This is a genomic window from Dysgonomonas sp., from assembly GCF_035323175.1.
Lineage (GTDB): Bacteria > Bacteroidota > Bacteroidia > Bacteroidales > Dysgonomonadaceae > Dysgonomonas.
Window position 1 is genome coordinate 1 of sequence record NZ_DAOKYH010000005.1, and the last position, 22055, is coordinate 22055.

Here is a 22055-nt window from a genome sequence, read left to right on the forward strand (position 1 = left end):
TTTCGCTTCGGCTTCCTGTTGCTTTCGTTCCAATTCCTGTATTCGCTGTTCCATCGCAGACTGTGATTGTCTATCTGTTTCGATAGGCTTTTCGTACCAGTCACCCAATTGCTTGTTGATGTCCTGATAAGCAGTCGCCGAGGACTGTATGGTTCGGGGAGTTGAACTTCGGGGCTGTTCTGCTTGTAGCGAAGTATTGTAGGCATTGTCCTTTTGTTCATAATCGCTTTGCTGTGTATCGTTGAACATGGAGGAAAAGTCTTGTAAAGACTTCATTTTCTCTTGCTCCTTTTGCCGCATCGCTTCCCGCTCGTAGGCATCCCGTTTGCCTTCCACAATGCCCTCGTCCTTTGGTACGGGTAGTTCGGCATTGAAGCCTGTCAGTCCTACCGCCTGTTCTTTTCCATCATCGGACGGAGCGAAGATGAGCCACATTGCACCACCGAAGATTAAGAAGAACAGCGGCATAATCAACATCTTCTTTCGTTTCTGTCTCTCCGCCATCGAAAGTTCTTGCTTGGGTGGCTTCGGAGGTTCTTTTTTCGCTTCCGATTTACTATCCGGTACAGATGCTTGTACTTCAGCAATAGCCTCCGTTTGTGGTGGTATTCCTTTATTCAAATCTTCCTGTTCCATTATTCTACTGATTTTAGATTGTTAATACTATCTCGCTGTTGCTCCAATTGTAGTCTCAGCGATTCGATCTGCTCTATCTGCATCTTTTCTGCTTTATTCTTACCAAAATTGTAAATAGAAGAAAAGGTCATGTAGATGGAAAGACCACCGAAAACAAGGAACATGGTTATCACAAGGATAATCCGTCTGTCGGGGGTAAGTCTGCCGAGCAAGCCTCGCAGACCATCCTCCAACCATTCATTGATGCGATTCATTATTTTTTGTATCATAGCTTCACTTACCTTTCCGATATCCGAATATCCCGATTCTCGACAATCTCGAACTTCTCCATTGTGAAACCGTGAGGGTTATTGTCCGAGCGTACTGAGTTAATCAGGTTGCAACGTGTAACCAGACTACGTTCTGTGACATTACTCTCTCGAATAATCATCTGCTTGGCATAAGTTACCGCCTTGTAGGGGTAGCTATCAAAATCACAGGCAATACTATCGACCTGTACAATTTGATTGATATTTCCCGACACGATACGATTGTAATACCCTTTTTCTGCCATGTCCTGATAATATTTGAAAGCCGATTTATCGACAAGGAACAATGCCCTGTTTACGTTGCTTTCGATGGCTTTCTTATCGGGTGAGAGGGTAAAAAACAGTTCATGGAAACGCTTGACGTGTTCGCGTGCTTCCACAGGTCTGTTTTGTGTCATATCTTGGGACAAGGCAAGCATTAAGGACTTGCCACCGTCCAATACATAGATACGCTGGCGTTGTGCTTCGGCAAAATTATACGATGACCATACGGAATAGCCCGTAATGGCGGCACACATACAGACAAAGACAATACCGAACAAGCGTATCTGTTTGAAGGATGTTTCTATATTTTTTAAACTTTTGAACTCCATTTGTTCGTTTTATTTTGAATTAATAAATCAATACAGTATATCTGATTATTTCTTACCCATCAGGCGTCCGGCGACATTACCTGCCGCAGCTCCGGCAACGCCTCCTGCCATTGCAGCCCCTTTACTCGCCATTGTGTTTACTCCACGGGTAGCACTACCGCCACCTGCCTGAATAACCCAACCTGCCACGCTCGGTATAGAAAAATATCCTATAATGCCGATGATGAAGAAAATAATATATACACCGTTACTGGCATCCGGCACATAGGACGGATCTCTTAGCAGGTCTATATCCATTTGCAGCATGAGTGCCTGAATCTTGGAAAGCACTGCCGAAAACAGATCGGCAATGGGTAACCACAGATAGACCGAGATGTAGCGGGAAATCCAATTAGTCAGCGTGGATTGAAAACCATCATAAATCGAAAGGGCAAATGCCAACGGTCCTAAGATTGACAACACCACCAGGAAAAACGTTCGCAGGGTATCGATGGTAAGGGCAGCGGCATTAAACAGCAGTTCGAAGAAATCCCGGATCAGTTGACGAAACCATACTTTCATATCATACCAGGTTCGTTCTCCCCACATAGAGATCATTTCGGCAGCATCCGTAATTCCGAGATCTTTCATCTTTTGGTCGTACACCTCGTCATCGACCAGCCATGCCTTTCCTTCACGCAGCCGTGCATCGTATTCCAATCGCTCTTTCTCGGCTTGCAGAGAATGCACATCTGTCATTTGTGTTTCTAATATGGTATGTGTCCCTTTTACCACAGGCGACATAACAGCGTTGATCGTACCGAGTACAAAAGTTGGAAAGAACATAATGCAGAGTCCGATGACAAAAGGTCTGAGCAAGGGATATACGTCTATCGGTTCTGCCCGTGCCAAGGCTTGCCATACACGGGAAGCTACATAAAAGAGTGCACCGAGTCCGGCTATTCCTTTAGCAACACCAACCATATCGCCACAAAGAGGCATCATATCCTGATGCAGATTCCTCAGAAGCTGATGCAGGTTATCAAAATCTATTGCTAGCAGTGTCATGATTACCAATATCTATCGGATGGATTGCCATACAAACTTTTAACTCGCTCCATATCGCCTTTTTCCTGACTGCGAATGAAGGATACGGAAATGCTTTTCTTGGAAAAGTAGCGGACAAGGTTGCGATGCTCTAGCATCTTGGCGTGTATGTCATCTATGATGGACATACGCTCGGCATCGGTCATCGAGAGCCCGTTGGAGAGGGAAACGACATTCTTTATATCCGAAAGCAAGTTACCGCTTTCATTCAATAGCTTGGCATATCCGTTCGATATCGCTTCCAACTCATTAACGCTAAAATTCCTATCGGATAGCATCTTGTTGAAGTTGGTAGAATAGATCTGCGATATTTCGCTGACCAGCTCTACCGTTTCTTTCACTTTGCGGGCATCTTTTATCAAACTATGTACTGATTCTAATTTGTCGTAATACTGTTTTCCCTGATCGTAGATTTTTTGCATCTCCTTGAAAGAGTTAATCACATTACTGGCTGTTGTAGCTGTTTTGGAGACAGTCAATATATTTTGTGCCAGATTGGAGGGATCAATCACCGTCCATTGCGCTTTTACCTGATAGGTGCACAGCGTCATGAATGCCATAAGGCAGAAAAGTATTTTCTTCATATTCGTTCTTTTTTAATTGTTATTACTCGTTTACCGTCCGAAGCCGGAGGTAGCCCCAAATGAGCTAATCCTCCTCCCGGACATACTCTCCGAAAGCGGAAAGGTGCAAGACCTCTTGCTCCCGATTGTAAGTAATCCTGATGTGCCCGTACAGGTTGATGTAATATTTACCAAACCATCTTTTTAATGCACGATCACAAACTACCAGCGGGTTGTTGTAAGTAAGCCTAAGCCGAGTACCTCCCCATTTTTGAATAATATTTGGATAGATATATACTTTGGTATGACCATCTCTACTTACCCAACGCCCCGTAATCTCCCGCATGGAAAAGTCTGTAGAAGTGGAACAAGAATCGGTTATATTACATGGACTGAACATAGCTTTTCGTTTTTTACTTGCGTTTACTTTCAGCTATTTGTTTTATAGCCAACTCAATATTACCATCCAACTCTTCGGTTTTCCGAGCAACCTCCAGTTTCTCCGTTTCTTCTGTTGTGAACGTAAAATACTCTTCCAGACTCACTTCTGTGGCATATACAGCCGATTGAACACCGCCCAACCCGAACCAGACTTCTTTGTATTTTCGGTTCGGATTGTTGGACATATTAATGGATAGCACCTGACTTTTTTCTTTTTCGGTTAGCCCCAAAAGAGCTTGGATGCTATCAAATTTGTTCATGTATTTACGCTGGTCTAAGAGAATCTTACAGTCGGAGTTGTTGATGATGGACTCCTTTACAATGGGTGATGCGATAATATCGTCCACCTCCTGAGTGACAACGATTGCCTCGCCAAAGAACTTTCTAACGGTCTTAAATAAATACTTAATGTACTCTGCCATACCCTCTTTAGCAATCGCTTTCCACGCTTCTTCAATTAATATCATTTTTCTAATCCCTTGTAAACGACGCATTTTGTTGATAAAAACTTCCATAACAATGATCGTTACAATCGGGAACAAAATTTTATGATCCTTAATCGCGTCTATTTCAAAGACAATGAATCGTTTAGATAATAAATCGAGCTGTTTTTCAGAGTTCAGCAGGAAGTCGTATTCGCCACCCTTATAGTAGGGTTCGAGCACATTGAGGAAGTTGGCAAGGTCGAAATCTTTCTCCCGTACCCGCTTGGCATCGAGGATAGCCGCATAGTCCAGTTTGACAAATTCGTAGAACGAGTTGAACGAAGGCAAAACCGATTCATCTATTTTGATACGTTCTATATACAAGCTCACCGCATTCGAAAGAGCCACCTCTTCCGAACGTGTGGGAGGTTCGTTATCCCGCTTCCACAAAGTCATTATCAGGGTTTTGATACTTTCTCTTTTCTCGATATCAAAGACTCCATCGTCGGTATAAAATGGATTAAATGAGATGGGATTTTTTTCAGTATAGGTGAAGTACACCCCATCCTCACCATTGGTGCGACGGTTGATGAAATTACAAAGCCCCTGATACGAGTTCCCCGTATCCACAAGCACGATATGAGTACCTTGTTCCCAATATTGGCGACACATATGATTGGTGAAAAAGGACTTACCACTACCCGAAGGCCCCAAGATAAACTTGTTGCGGTTCGTGATAATTCCTTGCTTCATGGGCAGGTCGGAAATATCCACATGGATGGGTTTTCCCGAAACCCGATCACACATCTTGATACCAAAAGGTGAAGGTGAAGATTTGTAGTTGGTTTCCTCTGTGAAGAAACACAAGGCTGGCTCAATGAATGTATAGAAACTTTCTTCACTCGGAAAATCACCCGCATTACCCGGCATCCCTGCCCAATAGAGTGTAGCAGCATCCACTGTGTTGTGACGGGGCTTGCATTCCATAAGTGCCAATTGTGAGCCGACATCGTTACGGATATTTTTGAGTTCTTCTGCATCATCAGACCATGCCATCACATTGAAGTGTGCCCTCACAGAAGTCAATCCGAAACTATGGGCTTCGTTGAGGTACTTATCGATCCACTCTTTATTGATTTGGTTTCCACGACTGTACTTCGATAGCGATTGCATATTACGGGCTGACTTTTCAAACTTGCGAAGGTTTTCAGCTGAATCGTCCAAGAAAATATATTGATTATATACATGATTACAAGAGAGCAACAAGCCCACAGGTGCAGCAAATGAAAGACGGCAATCACTTCGGTCGGTCGATAGCTTTTCGTATCGCATATCTGTTCCGACTGTTCCCGGCAAGTCTTCCACATCGGAAATAGTGTGCAGGCAGACCTTTTTTGCTCCAATGCGTAAGCCGTCCGCTCCGAGTTCCATATCCTCCAGACAAGTTGTGTCATCTAAGGATAGAGCAAAATACTTCTCTACCAATCCCGGTTCACTTTTCGTTCCCGTGATTTCGTCTGAAGTAAGTCGCGTCAGAGTTATAAATCCCGAATCATTTACGATACGTTCAAATTGCCCGACCGCTTCCATAAACCGCAAGGCTGTTTCCTTATTGACTTCTTTAGGAATAATGTTTCCCCTACAAAGCGATGAGAAGTTGCTTTGCATCTGCATCCGCTCTTTAGTTGTTTTGGTCAGAAATAAGAAACAAATGTGATTCAGGAATGGGCGTTCGTTGAAGTGTCGTTCAAAAGAACGGGACAAGAAACTCATGTCTTCCTTATTGGTAGCAGGTTTGTAGTTCTCTTTGACAAACCAGTCCTGTTTGTGGATGACAGAGTAGTCGGGTAACACCTTAATAGCTTTCGTCCAAGCTGAGTGTATGGTTTCGTATTCGCTATCCGTAACAGTGAACAGTTCCGGCAGATCGACACGGTAGGCTACCGTTACATCCGCATCCTTGCTGATGATGCAGTCGTGCTCAACCGAAAGTAAGGGAAACTTACTTTCGATGGTAGCTGCTTTGAGTGTATTACGCATTGCTCACCTCCTTCTTTTTGGGGTATTGGAACAAGCGACAGGAATTTTTGCGGTTAATCAGAAAACGGGGATGTTGCCGTTTAGCGAGCAACTTCATGAGTCCGTGTTCTCCGTATTTCGCATTCAGGTTGAAAGTCAGCCATACCAGTGCAGAAGCAGCGATAACACCGAAACCGATACATATCCACTGATCTACTCCGGCCATATACATCACAACAAATACGATGAATACAGCCAGTAGACCACCTGCGAAGATGAAAAGGTATTGTGCTTTCAAACCCTTAAATTCCACGCTCTTGCCAATGCCCTTGTTAATATTATACTCCATTTTTCTTATTCGTATTTAATGAATAATAAAGGGGTCTGAGACCCTTACAGGAAGAAAGAGCGTAGAATGGTAGCAGCCACAATCAGGAAGATACACGCACCGAACCACGAAGCGGCTGTTTTAGAGGTGTCTGGATCACCTGAGCTAAATTTGTTGTAGACTTTGATACCTCCGATGAGTCCTACAACTGCACCGATGGCGTAGATGAGTTTTGTTCCCGGGTCGAAATACGAGGTCACCATATTGGTAGCTTCGGTAATACCTCCGATACCGTTGCCTTGTGCGAATACTGATGATACAGCAACCATGATAAAGGCTGCTGACAGAAGAAATTTTTTCTTTGTCATACGATTTTTTGATTAATAGTACAGGGGGTGGAATAGTCCCCTGTACCAAATGAATAATGTTGTTTAACTTTGATTTTTTAGTGGGGGTCGCAGACCCTTTTGTTTGGCTGACGCGCGCTAACCGTAATCTCTTTGCTTCATGCTCTTTGTTTTAATTGTTATCTACTTTACGCAAATTTGCGTACATCAAATTCTTTAGGTGCTCTGACTATTGGTTCTTCCAATACTCCGGCTTCTTGTTGTTTGCGATGGAAGGCTGCGAAATAATCATCCATCAATGAGGATACGACCACTTTCTTTTTAGGTTCTCCCGAAACGACCTGTTCAAACATATCGGTCTTACGTATCTCGACCAATACCCGTCCGGCTTCTTCTTTTTCTTCGGATGTTGCATTGTCCGGAGTCTCTACCGTTCGTACCATACTCGCCAAATTATTGAAGTCAAGTCCCAACGCCATTGAAACCCCGGCTCTCCCTTCGGTATCTTCTTCTTCACTTTCTGTTTCGTCTATTTCTTCAGAATCATAGTCAGGCTCCAATTCGGGGGGAGTGTTCTCAATCTCTAAATTGATTTCATCCGAATTATCTTCCGTTCTATTGTCTGTCGAAAAAACTTCATCGAGTTTATCCAAAGGGATTGCCACAGAGGTTTTTTTTTCTTCTTTCTCGACAAATATAGAAGCATTTTCGGTCTCTTTTTTATTATTAATCAGAGTGGTAGCTTCTGTCCGGGATTGTCTGATGTCAAATTTACTTTTGCCGATAATATCCTCTTTTTGTGCTGCACGAAACGGATTAAATACCGTTTTTTTAGCAGCATTCTTTTTGCGTTTTTGCATCCGATCCCGCAGTAGGTAAAGAACGACAAACAATGTATACAGCACGATGGCTGAAATAATATATTGTTTCATGGCTAAAATATATCTGTGTTCTTTTTGCGATACAGTTCGGTTATCTCGTTTTGATAGGTCTCGAAATGGTGCTCCAGCACATTGTTTAGATAGTCGAACAAGGTGTAATCGTTCTCACCGATAACTTGTACAATCTTCATAATACGTTCGTGGAACTCCTTTCGGATGTAAACAGTCTTCCCACTACGGCTTTTAATTTCCACTTTTTGGAAGAAACAAGCTTCATATTGTTCAACAGCTGTTGGAACTGCTACATTTGATGTCTCGCTAGGAGTTGTTCTTTTATTAATTTTCTTTCTCTTTTTCATGTTTTTTCTTTTTGATTTATATCAGATCGCCACGTTCTTGGCGATACAATTGGTTGATTTCTTCTTTATTCTGATTGAGATGCTCCTCCAGCACAGTGTCTATGTAGCCACCAAGTGTTACTTCATTTCCCGATTCAACTAATGTTCGCACCAATCTTACAATAAGTGAATGCACACGATGACTGATATAAACACACTGTCGAGTTTTGATTTCGTTGCGTTTCATAAATGTTTCTTTGAAGCCTGCCGATTGTTGCCCCCGCTTACGACGAGAGGGTGATTCTCTTACCTCTTGAGGTGGATGGTTAGCGATATCTTCTTGTTCGGGCAGAATCTTTTCTTCCAATATTGGCTCTGATTCCGATGGAAGCAGAATATCCCGGTTATCAGGCTTGATCTGACCGATAATAAAATCGGGATCAAACGTCGATGTATCTACTTTCTTAGCCATGGCACATTATTTTAGCAACTCCAGCATTTCATCACTAAGAGCGTCTATATTGCTGCCCTTGACCAGTGATTTATCCGCAGGAAATAAGGTTGAACGGAACAGTGCTTTATGACTGATAGATTGCTCTTTGCGGAAACGCTTACTATCAGGGATAAAGGTCTGTAGCACAGAGAATCCTAATTCTTTGATTACTCCCTCATAAACCTCATATAATTCGGACTTTTCTCTGCCATCGACCATATTCCAGAGCAAACGCATGGCTTTGATATTCGACTTGCCGGAGTTGAGAATATTATCTCTCACTGCTATCATATAGTTAAGGGTACTTTCCATCACCACACGGTCGGCAGCAATGGGACCGATAATATAATCCATACTGGCAAGAGCTAAGACTAAATCACGATTGTTCATCGTTCCGGGCAAATCGAAGAACACAAAATCATATTCAGCGTTCTCACAAAGTGCATCGGCATCATTTAATGCCTTTTCTGTACTGCTCTCAATTACGGGATATGCTTTCTTTTGATCCAAACGGATAAACTGTTCATACAGCATCCCTTTGTAATACTCATCGTTTTCGCACATTTTAAAATCCCGTTCCCGCATTTGAGAAATTGAGTGTTGCGGATAGTCGCAGTCTATCACTGCTACATTGTATCCCTTTACATAATGGAGATAAGAAGCTATCAAAACTGTAAGAGTCGTTTTTCCTGCTCCTCCTTTTTGTGTACTGAATGCTACATACTTCACTTCATTTTTACTTTCATCCTTTTTCATAACATCAATTGTTTTAGTTTTCAAATATTTATTTGTTCGTATCCCTACTGAGATACTTCTCTATCCCATTATTTTTTTATTGCTCCAGATAACTATTGTTTCGTTGTAATACTTTTTTCAATTATTGCTTTTGTTTCTATCTCAATATTTTCTTTTTTGACTTTCTTCTTTTTTAAAAAAGTGATACGCTACTTCTGTACGACATTACTGTTTTAAGACTGTACATAATCGACTTCTAGACTTCTCATTTTTCTTAGAATTTACATAAGAAAAGATTTACAAAAACAGATATTCAAAGATTTTCTGACAGCAAATAAAATCTATCTTTTTCATACTTACACTATGTTTTTAAGGGGTGGCAGCTTGTGTCTAGGGTTGTCTATACTTGTTGATTTTCAGTTGATTATTTTAGGTTATAACTTTGCTGCATGAAACGTCAAAGAGGATTCATATCGGTTTTTAAGTTTGTTCCGACATTCAAAAAATGCCTAACAGAGATCAGGCTTCTATCCCGAACTTTTCGTGATGGAGAGATTGCCCTTTATGGGCAAAAAGTATTTGCATTTGGGCAAATAGCAAGGTATGTTGAGTGCATCGCAAAATGAATTTTGCAGCACACAACCCTTGCTCTTCCAGAGGGGTATTTTCCTCTCCGAAGTCGGGAAAAATGAAGACGGATATGAACCGTCCGTAGCGTTCATAAACCACTAAAAAATCATGTTATGAACGAAGAAAAAAGAAATCCCCACAATTGGGGAAAAGGGGGCAGACCCCCGAAGAACGATCCGGCAAAGCATCGACTGACTGTGAACCTGACAGATCAGCAACACGTCGATTTTTTAGCCTTGTATGAACAGTCGGGCGTACAATCCTTATCCGGATTTATCGCTGCCCGCATCTTTGGTGATGAATTTCGTATAGTAAAAACCGATGCTTCAGCAGTCGAATTTATTGCAAAGCTCACTGCTCTACACGGACAAATACGAAGTATCGGAGTCAATTACAATCAAGTTGTAAAGGAATTACATTCCAATTTTGGAGAGAAGAAAGCATTGGCACTGCTCTATAAATTGGAAAATGCAACCATTGAACTGGCAGGAATCGGACGGGAAGTGATGCAGTTGTGCGAACAATTTAAGGCTAAACATCTCTAAAAATGGTTGCTAAATTTAGCCACGGAAGCAATCTGTACGGTGCACTTTCCTACAATCAGGAGAAAGTAAATGAAGGTTTAGGGAAAGTTTTGGCTACCAATCTAGTCATTGAACCTGATGATGGAGTGTTCAATGTTGCCCCCTGTATGGAAGACTTCGAGCGATTTATGCCTTCGCATATTCGCACATCGAAGCCCATTATCCATATTTCACTTAATCCACATCCGGACGATAAGCTAACCGATGAGCAACTTGCCGACATCGGGCGTGAATACATGGAACGGTTCGGATATGGTGGACAACCCTATATGATTTTCAAACATGAGGACATTGGCAGAGAGCATATACACATTGTTTCGACCCGTGTACGCACTGATGGTTCGATAATCAGCGACAGCAAAAACTACGAACGTAGCAGAAAGATTACCGACCTTTTAGAGCAAAAGTACGATCTGCACTCGAAAGAGAAAAATCAAAGCGAGGCATGGCAGCTTGCTCCAATAGACGTTAGACAAGGGAACTTAAAGAAACAGGTGGCAAACGTCATAAAACCGCTCTCTGAAATGTATTCTTTTCAGACTTTGGGAGAATATCGTGCTTTGCTCTCCTTGTACAATATAGGTGTAGAGGAAATTAAAGGAGAAAACAAAGGCAACGTGTATCGGGGATTAGTTTATTCAGCATTGAACGGCGATGGAAACCGCGCCGGAACACCTTTGAAATCCTCTCTGTTTGGTAAGGAACACAGTTTGGATAGATTGGAAAAGCGATTTGAGAAGTCAAAAGAAACAATCAAGGCAAACGGCATAGCCAAACAAACCCGTGCTACTGTTGCTGCGTCCTTTGCAAGCACCCACACAGAAAGCGAGTTCCGAGCGGCTTTGCGGGAGAAAGGTATCGACTTGGTGTTACGTCGCAACGATGAAGGACGCATCTATGGGGCTACATTTATCGACCATAATCAGCGGGTAGTTCTTAACGGTTCTCGTTTGGGTAAAGAATTTTCGGCGAATGTACTTGACGAACGCTTTACGGATAATTCACCTCGCGAGAATTTGCAAGCACCTAAGCCATCCATTGCTCCGAACCAAAGTGCCGACCCGACTATCAACAAGCACCCACAATCGCAATCCAATTATTCAGAAGCGGATAATCTCGTGGGGAGTTTATTTTCTGTCTTTACTCCCGAAGTAGAAGGAACAGACAACAAGCAATCGAGCTTGAAACGTAAGAAAAAGAAAAAACGGAGGTATGGGAGGCAGCAATAATTAGAAAATGCCCTAAAATCCAGATATGGAGTCTTGGGCACTTTAATTATTTCACTGAAATGAGATAGATATCTATTTGTTCATTACCATTCTATTTCATAATTGATATCGTCATCATTAATCTCCATTTCATTAATCTCACAATTCAATCTTTCAGCTTCTTTTTTCAGAAAGGCTTCGTATTCTTTATACTCATTTGTAAAATAAATACCTCGTTTCAACAAGTCTGATATTTTTCTAAAAGCGCGTTTTCCTCCACCAAGCATGAAAACATCTTGATTTATGCTTCTCATGAAGTGGTAGATATAACTATTAGCTCCATATAGACCGTCATCTATAAAGCCAATCAAGTTTTTAGCTCCTATTTCATCATAACTATTCATCGCTTTTTCTAACCAAAACTCTATTTGTAAGATCATTGAAATATCAAACTTGTTGGCTTCATAAAAACGCATATTGTATTTTATAGCTGTCAGAGAGAATAGAAAATGTACCCAAGAGATTTGTGTTCCAAAATATTTTTGTTTTTCAAGTGAAAAATGACTGGAGTTTCTTTTTAAGCGACTACCTTCTTTTGCTTTTCTTATTTCATAGGAAAAACCACTTATCAATTTATCACGATTCTCAGCTCCCTTAACAAGTCTGTTTTCGTCATTCCAAAATTTACCTAAAACTTCATAAAAGTTGCCGAGATCATCATAAGTTCCCCATATTTCAACTCCAAATCCTTTTTTTGTCGGAACGATATAAATCATTGTATTTATTCTTAGTTAGATAGCGACTTTTTTTAGTGTTGACGAAGTTCTGCCGAAGTCAATTTCTTCAAAATCTCTACTTGCTTTCTCTTGAACATCAACATCTTTAACCTCTAAAATAGCCGACATATATTTTAGTTTTCGTTTCATGTTTTCTATTATATCAGCCCATTTCATTACCCATATTTCAATATTCTTATTCTTACTTCTAAAGTAAAAATAAGGATTATCCTCTTCTCCTTTTATTTGAAAGGCAGCATCATCGTTAATAGCAGAACTCACAAGCAGAACCTTAAACCTAACATTCGTGGGTGTTTGTGAGCTTTTTTCAATTTCAGTCGCATACTTCATCACTTGAGCTAATTCCTTGGGACTTATTTTTACTTTAGGAGCTTTAAGTTCCACAATAAGTACTTCTCGATGTTTGAGGTCTATAATCTTTTCACTATACATGAATAAGTCCGTGATTGACTTAATTGATTTGTCCACATTGGAAATATTATCCTCTTTCTTAGAGGCTTTGTATTCTAAACAATCATCACGAAGTTGCTTTAAATTACCTTCTAATCCTTTATCTGAAAGCAATTTTGTAGATTCATTATATTCTTCACCGAATACCCAAAGCATCTTTTCTAGAAATTTGTGCAATTCTTTCCGCTCTTTCACGTTTTTTGAAATTTCAGAATAAACTATTTTTTCAAGAAACTCTAGCTCTTCCACTTTCTTTGAGACCTTATCTGAAAACTCAATGATATCATCTAATTCAGTTTTTTCCAGTAGATTGGAAAATTGAGAAACCATTTTGTTATTCAATTTTAGAATACTTCTTAAAATTTGGTCAAACTCTCCATTTGATATTGTCCTATCAATCAAAGGGTAAACGATCTCTCTAAGTCGATTCTTTTCGTTCAGTAGATTATACTTATCTTCAACAAGAAAAGCAAGTTTATCAAAGACCATAACTTTGGATTTTGAACTTGATGTTTCTTTATAGGGGTAATATTCGTCTTTCTTTAGTTTATCTATAAAATTATCAAACTCTTTATTTTTCTCTTTGAAAAATTCATTCAGCTGATTTTTTATAAATGCTTTGTAATGTTTGACTTCTTCATCCATACCGTCTAAGTCGATATTACGGTACATGTCTGAAGGTAGTGTATCTCCAGAGATATAAACAAACCATCCACCGATTTTAGGACTTAACCACTCTGCATCATACTCAAATCCGGTAGCGATGGTTTGAATCCCAGCATTCAACATGGTCAGGAAAACCTTTCTCTTATCAATAGTTTTGATATGCATGAAGTTGAATTTTATTTCATGCTCTTTCCCCTTTTTATCTTCATAAAAAAGGATCTTTCTGATGGGTTCTCCTATTACAAAATCAGAAGGAAGTATCTGCTTACTGTTGATATGAATGTTTACCTCGCCATTGAATATTTTTAGAGGGTATCTTTCAAAAATGGCATCTTCAATATATTCTTTCAGAAATTTATCAATGATTTTTTTCTTAGGCTCATTGTCTGTGACTGTTGAGTCGTATAGGCTTGATATGGTAACCTTATAATACGTATTTTGTTTTTTTAATAAAATTTGCTCCTTAGTTTCTATATTAACATCTGTAACATTGATATTTCTCCCAAAACTATCAAAACTCAAAGGAATAATTGCCCTTGAATATGTTTTGTCCTGATTTGAATAACCAATTGTTTCGATTTCTATTTGTTTTCCTATTTGAAACGCAGCAAAGCGACCAATTCCTTTTCCTCCTTCTTTGTTCGCTGTACCTATATCTAAAATTTTTTGCTCCAACTCATCAATATGAACTCCATGACCATCATCTTTTATGACCATCTTCTTTATAACCAATGGATGTAACTCACTTGGTTTAGTATAATCAATATCAATCCAAATATTTTTTGCTGTTGCCTGTAATGAGTTGTTTATTAACTCACAAAAAGCTGCAAATGTGCTGATATAATTTGCAAACAACTCATTAACCAATCTGGAGTTTGTCGTGAGTTTTCTTTTCATGTTATTAAATACGATGAATTTTTACTATTTGCTTCCATACGATTGCAAAAATACGAATATATTTTAGGCGGAGAAAGAAAGTATATGTTTTGTAATCTTGTATATCACATTTCTCTATCACTTATTTTCAAAATGTATATCTCTGTAAATATGTTCGCTTCATTGCCAAAGGTATAAAATTATTGTTTAAAACATTTGGTTTCGAATATAGAATAGACAACCCTAGACACAAGCTACCATCTGTATAAAATATTATTCAATACTCTAATCATCTGCATACATTCGCATTTTCAATAAATTATAAACAATCTAAAATTCAACGATTATGCAAAATGAGGATGATTTGAGAGGACTTGCCAAAGTCATGGAGTTTATGCGAGCCATAAGTATTTTATTCGTTCTGATGAATATTTATTGGTTCTGTTATCAGGCAATACACGAGTGGGGAATCAACATCGGGGTAGTAGATAAAATTCTGATGAATTTTAACCGTACCGCAGGATTATTCAACTCTATCCTGTGGACAAAAATCTTTTCTATTGTCTTTCTTGCTTTGTCTTGTTTGGGAACAAAGGGAGTCAAAGAGGAAAAGATTACGTGGAATCATATCTATGTATGCCTTGTATTGGGTTTTGTATTTTTCTTTTTGAACTGGTGGCTTCTCTATCTGCCTCTTCCCAAAATAGCCAATGCAGGCTTTTATATCTTTGCCATTGCAGTAGGATATATATTGCTCTTGATGGCGGGTACATGGATGAGCCGTTTACTCAAAACCAACCTGATGGACGATCCGTTTAATAACGAAAACGAATCGTTTATGCAGGAAACCAAGTTGATGGTAAACGATTATTCAATAAATCTGCCAACAAAGTTCTGGTACAAAAAGAAGCAGTGGAAAGGATGGATAAATGTCGTAAATCCTTTTCGTGCGGCTATTGTATTGGGTACTCCGGGGTCTGGTAAGTCCTATGCTGTTGTAAACCAATTTATCAAACAGCAAATAGAGAAAGGTTATGCAGGCTATATTTACGATTTCAAGTTTCCAGACCTCTCTACTATTGCCTATAACCATCTGTTAAACAATAGAGAAGGTTATGAGAAAGTGCCGACTTTTTATGTAATAAACTTTGACGATCCAAGTCGTAGTCATAGGTGCAATCCGATTAATCCTTCTTTCATGGACGATATTTCAGATGCTTATGAGAGTGCATACACGATTATGTTAAATCTGAATCGAACGTGGGTACAGAAGCAGGGAGACTTCTTTGTAGAATCTCCGATTATTCTGTTTGCCGCTATTATCTGGTATTTGCGTATTTACAAGGATGGTAAATATTGTACTTTTCCTCATGCCATAGAATTTTTGAACAAAAGCTATGAAGATATTTTTCCTATTCTGACCTCTTATCCCGACCTCGAAAATTACCTGTCTCCCTTTATGGACGCATGGAAATCTGGAGCGGCTGATCAGTTGCAGGGGCAGATAGCATCAGCTAAGATACCTCTGTCTCGTATGATTAGTCCGCAATTATATTGGGTAATGTCGGGTGATGAATTTACCCTCGACATTAATAATCCTGATGATCCTAAGATATTGGCAGTAGGTAACAATCCCGACCGTCAGAATATCTATGGGGCAGCATTGGGATTATATAATTCCCGTATTGTGAAGCTCATAAACAAAAAGGGGCAGCTCAAATCATCGGTTATCATTGACGAGTTGCCGACTATTTATTTCAAAGGATTGGATAACTTAATTGCTACCGCCCGAAGCAACAAGGTTGCCGTGTTGTTGGGCTTTCAAGATTTTTCGCAGCTAAAGCGTGACTATGGTGACAAAGAGGCTGCTGTTGTGATGAACACAGTAGGTAATATTTTTTCCGGTCAAGTGGTTGGCGATACAGCGAAAACCCTGTCCGACCGCTTCGGGAAAGTATTACAGAAACGCCAGTCCATGACCATTAACCGCAACGATAAATCAACCTCCATTTCTACCCAAATGGACAGTTTGATACCTCCATCCAAAATATCCAATCTGACACAGGGTATGTTTGTCGGGGCGATAGCGGATAATTTCGACGAACGTATTGAGCAGAAAATTTTTCACTGTGAGATAGTGGTAGACAACGAACGTGTAGCTTCTGAAACTAAAGCGTACAAGAAGATACCCGTTATCACTAACTTTGTAGACGAGAACGGTGTAGATCGTATGAAGGAAATGATTAAGGAGAACTACGACCGCATCAAAGCGGAAGCGAAACAGATTGTCGTTGAGGAATTGCAGCGGATAAAGGACGATCCTGACCTTTGCCATTTACTGCCGAAACAAGAGGAATAAACAGAAAATAGCCGCAATTCATTCGACCTAATTACGGCTATTTTGGTTTTTATTAGAAGTCATTTTTTATCCATTTAAGACTGTGCATATTCCCGAAATTAATTTTCATAATATACTCATCTTCACCAATAAATTCGTTCAAAAATCGTTCGGTAAACCCACATCCTCCTTTAGCTTTAGCTTTTCCCAAAACACTGGTAAGGGGGTAAAACGTATGCTTAAACTCACCCCGTTGATAATATTTCTCTTCTAACTGGAGTGCTTCTTCTGTATCACAAATTATTAGAGAACCTTTGCCTTTACTGAATCTTCTTGCACACTCTAATCGCCTGGTAAAACTTGCTATTTTCCCATTTTTACTAAGCCTTTCGCACGCCCGAAATAAGATTGGTCTAGTTGTAGGCAGATAATTCTTTAAGACAATATCCCACACATCAAAAAAGGCTTTTCTTTTTTCGGAAGCATCAGTACGACACCACTCAATAATAAACCCTCTAGTTTGATTAGTTATCTCCAAATCTTTTTGCAAAATATCAATTAGATTTTGGGCTATTTCGACCTTTTGATTTTTGGATAATCTATATTGGTATTTGTCATTCATATATCTACTGCTTTTTTTGTAATTTGTCTATAATGCTTGTCGCATTATCCTCAAAGAATTTTCGAAGTGTGGTATCCTTTTTCAATAAGATATTGTGTTCATCTTCAAAAAAAGACATCATTCGTTTTCTCATTTCAATCAATTCATTCTCAGTTGGGATCTTATTTACATACTCCAAATGCTCTGTTATTTCTGAACGAATATAATCTCTTAATACCGTCTTTTCAAAGGAATCAAGTTCAGAGAATTTCTTTTTCTCGGAAAATACAGGGAGACAATCTATATCCGGATCATCAAAAACATAGTCATTATAATTATCCTCTATCTCCGGCTGACTTCGACTCATTCCCAGAACCATTTGAGCAAATTCGGCAGCTTCCGGATATTTCTTGTTTTTCGACATCTTTTCAAGAAATTCCCAATCCTGTCCGGAGCGTGAGTATTTTCCGGCAATCCGATCTATTTGATTGATGTGTTGCAGTTCATTTTTACGTTCCTGCGGCAAAGATGAGCATTCCTTACAGATATGTTTACCATGCCCTTTACCACTAAATGCTTCGTTCGGTTTGGATGCACCACATATCCTACAATAGTGTCCTCGTTTTTTCTTTTTAGCCATAATGATATTCTGAAAATAACAATCACAAATATACAGTTCTTTCTCGATTCTGATTGTAAAATAATTCGAGAAAGAACTCCTTTCAACAAACCATCCCCAGACAACTCCAGCCACAAGCATCCACCTCTTTAAAACCTTGCAATCAGTCCATTAGTAAGATGTATTTTCGCTCTGCATTAATAGTAATGCAGAATAAAAATATCATTTATTATGGATCAAAACAAAGTAAAATCCGAAGAGCCTAAAGTCTTACTGACCCAAGGCGAAGATGGCAAACTAAAAGTCATCACAGGGGAGCAGGACGGTAAACTCAAAACCGTTGAACCCACCAAAGAGAATGCCGACCAGTTTTTGAAAGTTGATACCAACAGCAACTTTCTGGAAAATTTCTTCAAGAAGATGTCGGCACAGTTCAATCACCCGTCACATACCGGGGTTTATGCCGTCGGGATATCAGCTGTAGATAAAATAGCGGCTTTTCTCGACAAACTTATCCGTATCGACCACACAGACAAGGCTCTCGATCCGTATCGTCTTAAATTTGATGGTAAGATAAAGATACATATCGAGCTTACAGGCAAGTTTCAGCCTTTAGACCTCAATAAACTCAATTGGAAAGAGACTGAGAAGTTGGGACTTTCGGGAGATAAGTTGCAGGATGCCCTCAAAGCGATGGTTTACGGACACAAATCTCCCGGTTTGGTTGATATCAAACCGACTATCGACGGCAATGAGTTCCCGATGCAAGCCCGCTTATCATTGGAGCCACAAGAGGATGGCAGCATCAAGTTGGCAACACATCCCAAGCAGGAGCAGCCCGATTTTGAGAAACCATTTATGAATGTAGTTTTTTCCGAACAGGACAAAGAACAGCTCCTGAAAACAGGGCATGGGGCACGTGTGTATGACCTTCAAGTGAATGGAGAGAAAATCCCCTCACTTGTATCTCTCGACAAAATGACAAATCGACTCGAAGCTGTACCTCTCTCCGAAATCAATATCCCTCAAACCTTGAAGAACGCTCCTCTTTCTCCCGAACAGCAACAGGGTTTGAAAGAAGGTAAAGCCGTATGGGTTGAGGGTATGGATAAAAAAGTAAAGCCGGGAGAAGAACCACAGAAAATAGATCGCTTCGTACAATTCAATGCAGTCAATAAAAACTTCGATTTTAAGTTCAGCGACGAACAACGGCAACAGCATAAGGAACAGCGACAAACCAGACAGAGCGAAGGACAAGCACAAGAAAAGCCATTGCCCAAAGCCCGTAAAGTTGATGAGGTATGGATTTATTCTAAGCAAGGTGGCGTACAGCTTAGTAAAGAAGAGTTTACCAAGCTGTGTAATAAAGAACCAATCTTTGTTGAGGGTATGCAATCCCGTCCGAAGCAACAACAAACAGATGCTTCAGGTGCACAAAAAGTAGAAGCTACCGATCAGAAAGGACAGAAATATAATGCATGGGTATGGGTTGACGAAAACAGAGATAAAGTCCGCCATACCTCTAAGCATCCCGATCAAGTACGAGCAATCGAAGCGAAGCAAGCGGCTAAGGATTTTCAGAAAGTTACTCCTGCTGCCGAAAGCAGAACACAAGTGGCTGTCAATAATGAAGGTAAGACCAACGAAGCGACCAAACATTCCAAAGAGCCGCTAAAACAAGGACAGATACAACCCACCGCCAAACAAGTCGAAAAGAAGGAGCAAAAACAGCAACAGGAACAAAAACAATCTCCTGCCGCTCCGAAAAAGAACAGAGGACGTAAAATGTAGAAATGTAAAATAATAAAAGGGTCTGCGACCCACCACTAAAAAATCAATGTTAAAATGAAAATAATAATAGCAGAAAAACCCTCTGTGGCAAAAAGTATAGCAGCCATAGTCGGAGCAAACAATAAAAAAGAAGGCTATATAGAAGGTAACGGATATACCGTTACATGGGCATTCGGACATCTGGTAGGACTCGCCATGCCGGAATATTATGGTATTACAGGATTTCAGAAAGAGAACCTGCCGATACTTCCTAAAGAATTTAAACTCTTGCCCCGACAAGTCAAAGAGAGTAAAGAGTATAAGAATGATCCCGGTGTGATGAAACAACTAAAGGTTATCCGCGAGTTATTCCATCGTGGAGAATCTATAATTGTGGCAACCGATGCCGGACGAGAAGGGGAGCTCATATTCCGCTATATATATGAATATATAGGATGCACCCTTCCGTTTGAAAGACTTTGGATCAGTTCACTAACAGACCGAGCCATCAAAGACGGCTTTAAAACCCTTCGCCCCGGAGCAGATTACGACAATCTGTATGCTTCTGCCAAAGCCCGCAGTACCGCTGATTGGCTTGTCGGCATCAATAGCAGTCAGGCTCTTTCAATCTCCGCAGGATACGGTGTTTGGTCACTTGGTAGAGTACAAACTCCGACACTGGCGATTATTTGTAGTCGGTATCTGGAAAATAAAGATTTCAAGCCACAGACCTATTTTCGTTTGAAATTACAGATAGAAAAAGATACAACATCGTTTTGTGCCCATTCTGTAGATAAATTTGATGTTAAAAGTCAGGCTGAAGATATTACAGCAAAGGTAAAAGCCGCAGGAGCTATACAGGTTACAGCCGTAGAACGTAAGGAGGTCAAGCAGGAACCACCTTTGCTGTACGACCTTACCACACTTCAAAAGGAAGCCAACAGCGAGCATGGTTTTTCGGCAGATAAGACGCTGACGATAGCACAAAATCTGTATGAAGCGAAGAAAATTTCCTATCCCCGAACGGGCAGCCGTTATATTTCCGAGGATGTGCTGGAGGAAATACCGCACCTGATCGCTACGCTGCGGGCACACTCTCTTTTCGGAAAATACATAGACGGCAGATTCGACACTACGCTCAATACCCGTTCGGTGGACGATAAGAAAGTGACCGACCACCATGCGCTGATTATTACAGAAGAATCAGCAAGTAATTTATCCAAAGACGAACAGCTTATCTACGATATGGTTGCCGGACGTATGCTCGAAGCCTTTGGCGAACGTTGCATCAAAGAGAACACCACCGTATCACTTGATGCCGATGGCGTACACTTTTCCTGCAAAGGAAGCGTTACACTCGTCCCCGGCTGGAGGGCGGTATTTGATGCTAAAGACGAGCCAAACAATGGAGAAGATGAAAATTCAACTTTACCTGCTTTAGTTGAGGGAGATCGTTTGTTGATTCGAGATTGTGAAATTCAGGAAAAGCAAACCAAGCCCCGCCCATTGCATACGGAGGCTAGTTTGCTTAGTTCGATGGAGTCAGCAGGCAAAGAGGTAGAGGATGAGCAACAACGTGAAGCGATGAAGGAGTGTGGTATCGGGACACCCGCTACCCGTGCATCCATTATCGAAACATTATTTTCCCGTGAGTATATCGTGAGAGAGAAGAAATCCCTTGTTCCGACAAACAAAGGATTGGTAGTGTATCTGGCGGTAAAAGACAAGAAGATAGCCGACGTAGCTATGACAGGGCAATGGGAAGAAGCCCTCAATAAAATTGCTTCGGGCAAAATGGATGCCGCTACTTTCCATAAAGGGATAGAAGTCTATGCTTCACAGATCACTACGGAGCTGCTTTCTACCGCCATTGAACGGACAGATAATCGCAATACTTGTCCTTGTCCAAAATGTAAAAACGGGCAGATGGTATTTTACCCGAAGGTGGTAAAATGCAAGGATGAAAATTGCGGACTGACTATATTTAGAACCGTTGCGAAAAAAGAACTGACGGATGGGCAACTTAACGACCTTTTGATGAACGGCAAAACTGCACTTATAAAAGGTTTTGTGAGTTCTAAGACCGGAAGCACCTTTGATGCTATAGTTAAATTCGATGCGGACTACAAAACAGTCTTTGAGTTCCCGCCACGCAAAGGTGACAGCAAAAAACGACGTTCTAAGTAAAATCACTATCTTTACCACTGAAAGGTCTTTGTTCTACGATTCGGAATAGTCGTTTAACATTGATTTTTTAGTGGTGGCATCCGGAGCTAAGCTCTGGATGCCTTTTTTCTTTTCCCATCTTTTTCCCCACTAAAAA

23 protein-coding genes and 1 pseudogene are annotated in these 22055 nt (G+C 40.4%); 7 read left to right on the plus strand and 17 right to left on the minus strand.

Annotated elements, in window-relative coordinates; all coding sequences use genetic code 11:
* Positions 1–435 (minus strand): annotated as a pseudogene (locus tag PKC55_RS08005) (conjugative transposon protein TraM); the annotation flags it as partial.
* Between PKC55_RS08005 and PKC55_RS08010 the strand changes: the two are divergent.
* Positions 425–661 carry a hypothetical protein gene (locus PKC55_RS08010; protein WP_324372576.1) on the plus strand — a complete coding sequence of 79 codons (237 nt, stop codon included), beginning with the start codon at positions 425–427 and terminating at the stop codon, positions 659–661. The pseudogene PKC55_RS08005 and the gene PKC55_RS08010 overlap by 11 nt on opposite strands.
* Here PKC55_RS08010 and PKC55_RS08015 read toward each other — a convergent pair.
* The 12 genes from PKC55_RS08015 to PKC55_RS08070 form a co-directional block, all read right to left on the minus strand.
* On the minus strand, positions 636–905 hold the full coding sequence (locus tag PKC55_RS08015; protein ID WP_324354799.1) for a TraL conjugative transposon family protein: 270 nt from the start codon (positions 903–905) through the stop codon (positions 636–638). The two genes, PKC55_RS08010 and PKC55_RS08015, sit on opposite strands and share 26 nt — an antisense overlap.
* Positions 906–913: 8 nt before the next feature.
* Entirely contained in the window at positions 914–1537 is a 624-nt protein-coding gene (traK, locus tag PKC55_RS08020) for a conjugative transposon protein TraK (protein WP_050702860.1), read from the minus strand.
* Between the two features lie 45 nt (positions 1538–1582).
* Complete coding sequence (gene traJ / locus PKC55_RS08025) at positions 1583–2584, minus strand: conjugative transposon protein TraJ (RefSeq protein WP_324372577.1); 1002 nt, start codon at positions 2582–2584, stop codon at positions 1583–1585.
* Between the two features lie 2 nt (positions 2585–2586).
* On the minus strand, positions 2587–3207 hold the full coding sequence (locus tag PKC55_RS08030; protein ID WP_324372579.1) for a DUF4141 domain-containing protein: 621 nt from the start codon (positions 3205–3207) through the stop codon (positions 2587–2589).
* Between the two features lie 64 nt (positions 3208–3271).
* Positions 3272–3586, minus strand: a complete 315-nt coding sequence (locus PKC55_RS08035) for a DUF3876 domain-containing protein (protein ID WP_291129591.1) — start codon at positions 3584–3586, stop codon at positions 3272–3274.
* 13 nt (positions 3587–3599) lie between these two features.
* Positions 3600–6092 carry a TraG family conjugative transposon ATPase gene (locus tag PKC55_RS08040; protein ID WP_291129588.1) on the minus strand — a complete coding sequence of 831 codons (2493 nt, stop codon included), beginning with the start codon at positions 6090–6092 and terminating at the stop codon, positions 3600–3602.
* Positions 6085–6420, minus strand: coding sequence for a DUF4133 domain-containing protein (locus PKC55_RS08045; protein WP_324372582.1), 336 nt, complete (start codon positions 6418–6420; stop codon positions 6085–6087). Before PKC55_RS08045 ends, PKC55_RS08040 begins: the two co-directional genes overlap by 8 nt.
* Positions 6421–6464: 44 nt before the next feature.
* Positions 6465–6767 carry a DUF4134 domain-containing protein gene (locus PKC55_RS08050; RefSeq protein WP_006844193.1) on the minus strand — a complete coding sequence of 101 codons (303 nt, stop codon included), beginning with the start codon at positions 6765–6767 and terminating at the stop codon, positions 6465–6467.
* 167 nt (positions 6768–6934) lie between these two features.
* Positions 6935–7678: a hypothetical protein gene (locus tag PKC55_RS08055; RefSeq protein ID WP_291129583.1), complete on the minus strand. Its 744-nt coding sequence runs from the start codon at positions 7676–7678 to the stop codon at positions 6935–6937.
* Positions 7679–7680: 2 nt separating this feature from the next.
* Positions 7681–7986: a DUF3408 domain-containing protein gene (locus tag PKC55_RS08060; RefSeq protein ID WP_291129579.1), complete on the minus strand. Its 306-nt coding sequence runs from the start codon at positions 7984–7986 to the stop codon at positions 7681–7683.
* A gap of 16 nt (positions 7987–8002) precedes the next feature.
* Positions 8003–8437, minus strand: coding sequence for a DUF3408 domain-containing protein (locus tag PKC55_RS08065; RefSeq protein WP_291129575.1), 435 nt, complete (start codon positions 8435–8437; stop codon positions 8003–8005).
* A gap of 6 nt (positions 8438–8443) precedes the next feature.
* On the minus strand, positions 8444–9214 hold the full coding sequence (locus PKC55_RS08070; protein ID WP_291129572.1) for a ParA family protein: 771 nt from the start codon (positions 9212–9214) through the stop codon (positions 8444–8446).
* A 428-nt stretch (positions 9215–9642) separates the two neighbouring features.
* Here PKC55_RS08070 and PKC55_RS08075 point away from each other — a divergent pair, with 428 nt between their 5' ends.
* From PKC55_RS08075 to mobB, 3 genes are all read left to right on the plus strand, one after another.
* The gene (locus tag PKC55_RS08075) at positions 9643–9819 is read left to right on the plus strand and encodes a hypothetical protein (RefSeq protein ID WP_324372586.1); all 177 of its coding nucleotides are present in this window, start codon (positions 9643–9645) and stop codon (positions 9817–9819) included.
* Positions 9820–9936: 117 nt separating this feature from the next.
* Positions 9937–10368: a conjugal transfer protein MobA gene (mobA, locus tag PKC55_RS08080; RefSeq protein WP_324354814.1), complete on the plus strand. Its 432-nt coding sequence runs from the start codon at positions 9937–9939 to the stop codon at positions 10366–10368.
* A gap of 2 nt (positions 10369–10370) precedes the next feature.
* Positions 10371–11636 carry a conjugal transfer protein MobB gene (mobB, locus tag PKC55_RS08085; protein WP_291129566.1) on the plus strand — a complete coding sequence of 422 codons (1266 nt, stop codon included), beginning with the start codon at positions 10371–10373 and terminating at the stop codon, positions 11634–11636.
* 83 nt (positions 11637–11719) lie between these two features.
* Here mobB and PKC55_RS08090 read toward each other — a convergent pair whose 3' ends face one another.
* Together PKC55_RS08090 and PKC55_RS08095 are read right to left on the minus strand one after the other, a co-directional pair.
* Positions 11720–12391 carry a DUF6904 family protein gene (locus PKC55_RS08090; RefSeq protein WP_291129563.1) on the minus strand — a complete coding sequence of 224 codons (672 nt, stop codon included), beginning with the start codon at positions 12389–12391 and terminating at the stop codon, positions 11720–11722.
* 15 nt (positions 12392–12406) lie between these two features.
* On the minus strand, positions 12407–14425 hold the full coding sequence (locus tag PKC55_RS08095; RefSeq protein WP_291129558.1) for an ATP-binding protein: 2019 nt from the start codon (positions 14423–14425) through the stop codon (positions 12407–12409).
* A gap of 325 nt (positions 14426–14750) precedes the next feature.
* Here PKC55_RS08095 and mobC point away from each other — a divergent pair, with 325 nt between their 5' ends.
* On the plus strand, positions 14751–16763 hold the full coding sequence (gene mobC, locus PKC55_RS08100) for a conjugal transfer protein MobC (protein WP_291129555.1): 2013 nt from the start codon (positions 14751–14753) through the stop codon (positions 16761–16763).
* A 52-nt stretch (positions 16764–16815) separates the two neighbouring features.
* Here the strand turns inward: mobC and PKC55_RS08105 are convergent, their stop codons facing one another.
* Both PKC55_RS08105 and PKC55_RS08110 read right to left on the minus strand, forming a co-directional pair.
* Positions 16816–17364, minus strand: coding sequence for a hypothetical protein (locus tag PKC55_RS08105; RefSeq protein WP_291129552.1), 549 nt, complete (start codon positions 17362–17364; stop codon positions 16816–16818).
* Positions 17365–17368: 4 nt separating this feature from the next.
* Positions 17369–17983: a hypothetical protein gene (locus PKC55_RS08110; protein WP_291129549.1), complete on the minus strand. Its 615-nt coding sequence runs from the start codon at positions 17981–17983 to the stop codon at positions 17369–17371.
* 210 nt (positions 17984–18193) lie between these two features.
* On the opposite strand from PKC55_RS08110, the gene PKC55_RS08115 reads away from it, so the two are divergent.
* Together PKC55_RS08115 and PKC55_RS08120 are read left to right on the plus strand one after the other, a co-directional pair.
* Positions 18194–19753, plus strand: a complete 1560-nt coding sequence (locus PKC55_RS08115) for a DUF3945 domain-containing protein (protein WP_324372591.1) — start codon at positions 18194–18196, stop codon at positions 19751–19753.
* Between the two features lie 54 nt (positions 19754–19807).
* The gene (locus PKC55_RS08120; RefSeq protein ID WP_324372593.1) at positions 19808–21919 is read left to right on the plus strand and encodes a type IA DNA topoisomerase; all 2112 of its coding nucleotides are present in this window, start codon (positions 19808–19810) and stop codon (positions 21917–21919) included.
* Positions 21920–22055 lie beyond the last annotated feature (136 nt).

Excerpts from the sequence above, each read along its gene's own strand:
- PKC55_RS08010 (WP_324372576.1), top strand. The coding sequence starts at position 425 with ATGAGCCACATTGCACCACCGAAGATTAAGAAGAACAGCGGCATAATC.
- PKC55_RS08015 (WP_324354799.1), bottom strand. The coding sequence starts at position 905 with ATGATACAAAAAATAATGAATCGCATCAATGAATGGTTGGAGGATGGT.
- traK (WP_050702860.1), bottom strand. The coding sequence starts at position 1,537 with ATGGAGTTCAAAAGTTTAAAAAATATAGAAACATCCTTCAAACAGATA.
- traJ (WP_324372577.1), bottom strand. The coding sequence starts at position 2,584 with ATGACACTGCTAGCAATAGATTTTGATAACCTGCATCAGCTTCTGAGG.
- PKC55_RS08030 (WP_324372579.1), bottom strand. The coding sequence starts at position 3,207 with ATGAAGAAAATACTTTTCTGCCTTATGGCATTCATGACGCTGTGCACC.
- PKC55_RS08035 (WP_291129591.1), bottom strand. The coding sequence starts at position 3,586 with ATGTTCAGTCCATGTAATATAACCGATTCTTGTTCCACTTCTACAGAC.
- PKC55_RS08040 (WP_291129588.1), bottom strand. The coding sequence starts at position 6,092 with ATGCGTAATACACTCAAAGCAGCTACCATCGAAAGTAAGTTTCCCTTA.
- PKC55_RS08045 (WP_324372582.1), bottom strand. The coding sequence starts at position 6,420 with ATGGAGTATAATATTAACAAGGGCATTGGCAAGAGCGTGGAATTTAAG.
- PKC55_RS08050 (WP_006844193.1), bottom strand. The coding sequence starts at position 6,767 with ATGACAAAGAAAAAATTTCTTCTGTCAGCAGCCTTTATCATGGTTGCT.
- PKC55_RS08055 (WP_291129583.1), bottom strand. The coding sequence starts at position 7,678 with ATGAAACAATATATTATTTCAGCCATCGTGCTGTATACATTGTTTGTC.
- PKC55_RS08060 (WP_291129579.1), bottom strand. The coding sequence starts at position 7,986 with ATGAAAAAGAGAAAGAAAATTAATAAAAGAACAACTCCTAGCGAGACA.
- PKC55_RS08065 (WP_291129575.1), bottom strand. The coding sequence starts at position 8,437 with ATGGCTAAGAAAGTAGATACATCGACGTTTGATCCCGATTTTATTATC.
- PKC55_RS08070 (WP_291129572.1), bottom strand. The coding sequence starts at position 9,214 with ATGAAAAAGGATGAAAGTAAAAATGAAGTGAAGTATGTAGCATTCAGT.
- PKC55_RS08075 (WP_324372586.1), top strand. The coding sequence starts at position 9,643 with ATGAAACGTCAAAGAGGATTCATATCGGTTTTTAAGTTTGTTCCGACA.
- mobA (WP_324354814.1), top strand. The coding sequence starts at position 9,937 with ATGAACGAAGAAAAAAGAAATCCCCACAATTGGGGAAAAGGGGGCAGA.
- mobB (WP_291129566.1), top strand. The coding sequence starts at position 10,371 with ATGGTTGCTAAATTTAGCCACGGAAGCAATCTGTACGGTGCACTTTCC.
- PKC55_RS08090 (WP_291129563.1), bottom strand. The coding sequence starts at position 12,391 with ATGATTTATATCGTTCCGACAAAAAAAGGATTTGGAGTTGAAATATGG.
- PKC55_RS08095 (WP_291129558.1), bottom strand. The coding sequence starts at position 14,425 with ATGAAAAGAAAACTCACGACAAACTCCAGATTGGTTAATGAGTTGTTT.
- mobC (WP_291129555.1), top strand. The coding sequence starts at position 14,751 with ATGCAAAATGAGGATGATTTGAGAGGACTTGCCAAAGTCATGGAGTTT.
- PKC55_RS08105 (WP_291129552.1), bottom strand. The coding sequence starts at position 17,364 with ATGAATGACAAATACCAATATAGATTATCCAAAAATCAAAAGGTCGAA.
- PKC55_RS08110 (WP_291129549.1), bottom strand. The coding sequence starts at position 17,983 with ATGGCTAAAAAGAAAAAACGAGGACACTATTGTAGGATATGTGGTGCA.
- PKC55_RS08115 (WP_324372591.1), top strand. The coding sequence starts at position 18,194 with ATGGATCAAAACAAAGTAAAATCCGAAGAGCCTAAAGTCTTACTGACC.
- PKC55_RS08120 (WP_324372593.1), top strand. The coding sequence starts at position 19,808 with ATGAAAATAATAATAGCAGAAAAACCCTCTGTGGCAAAAAGTATAGCA.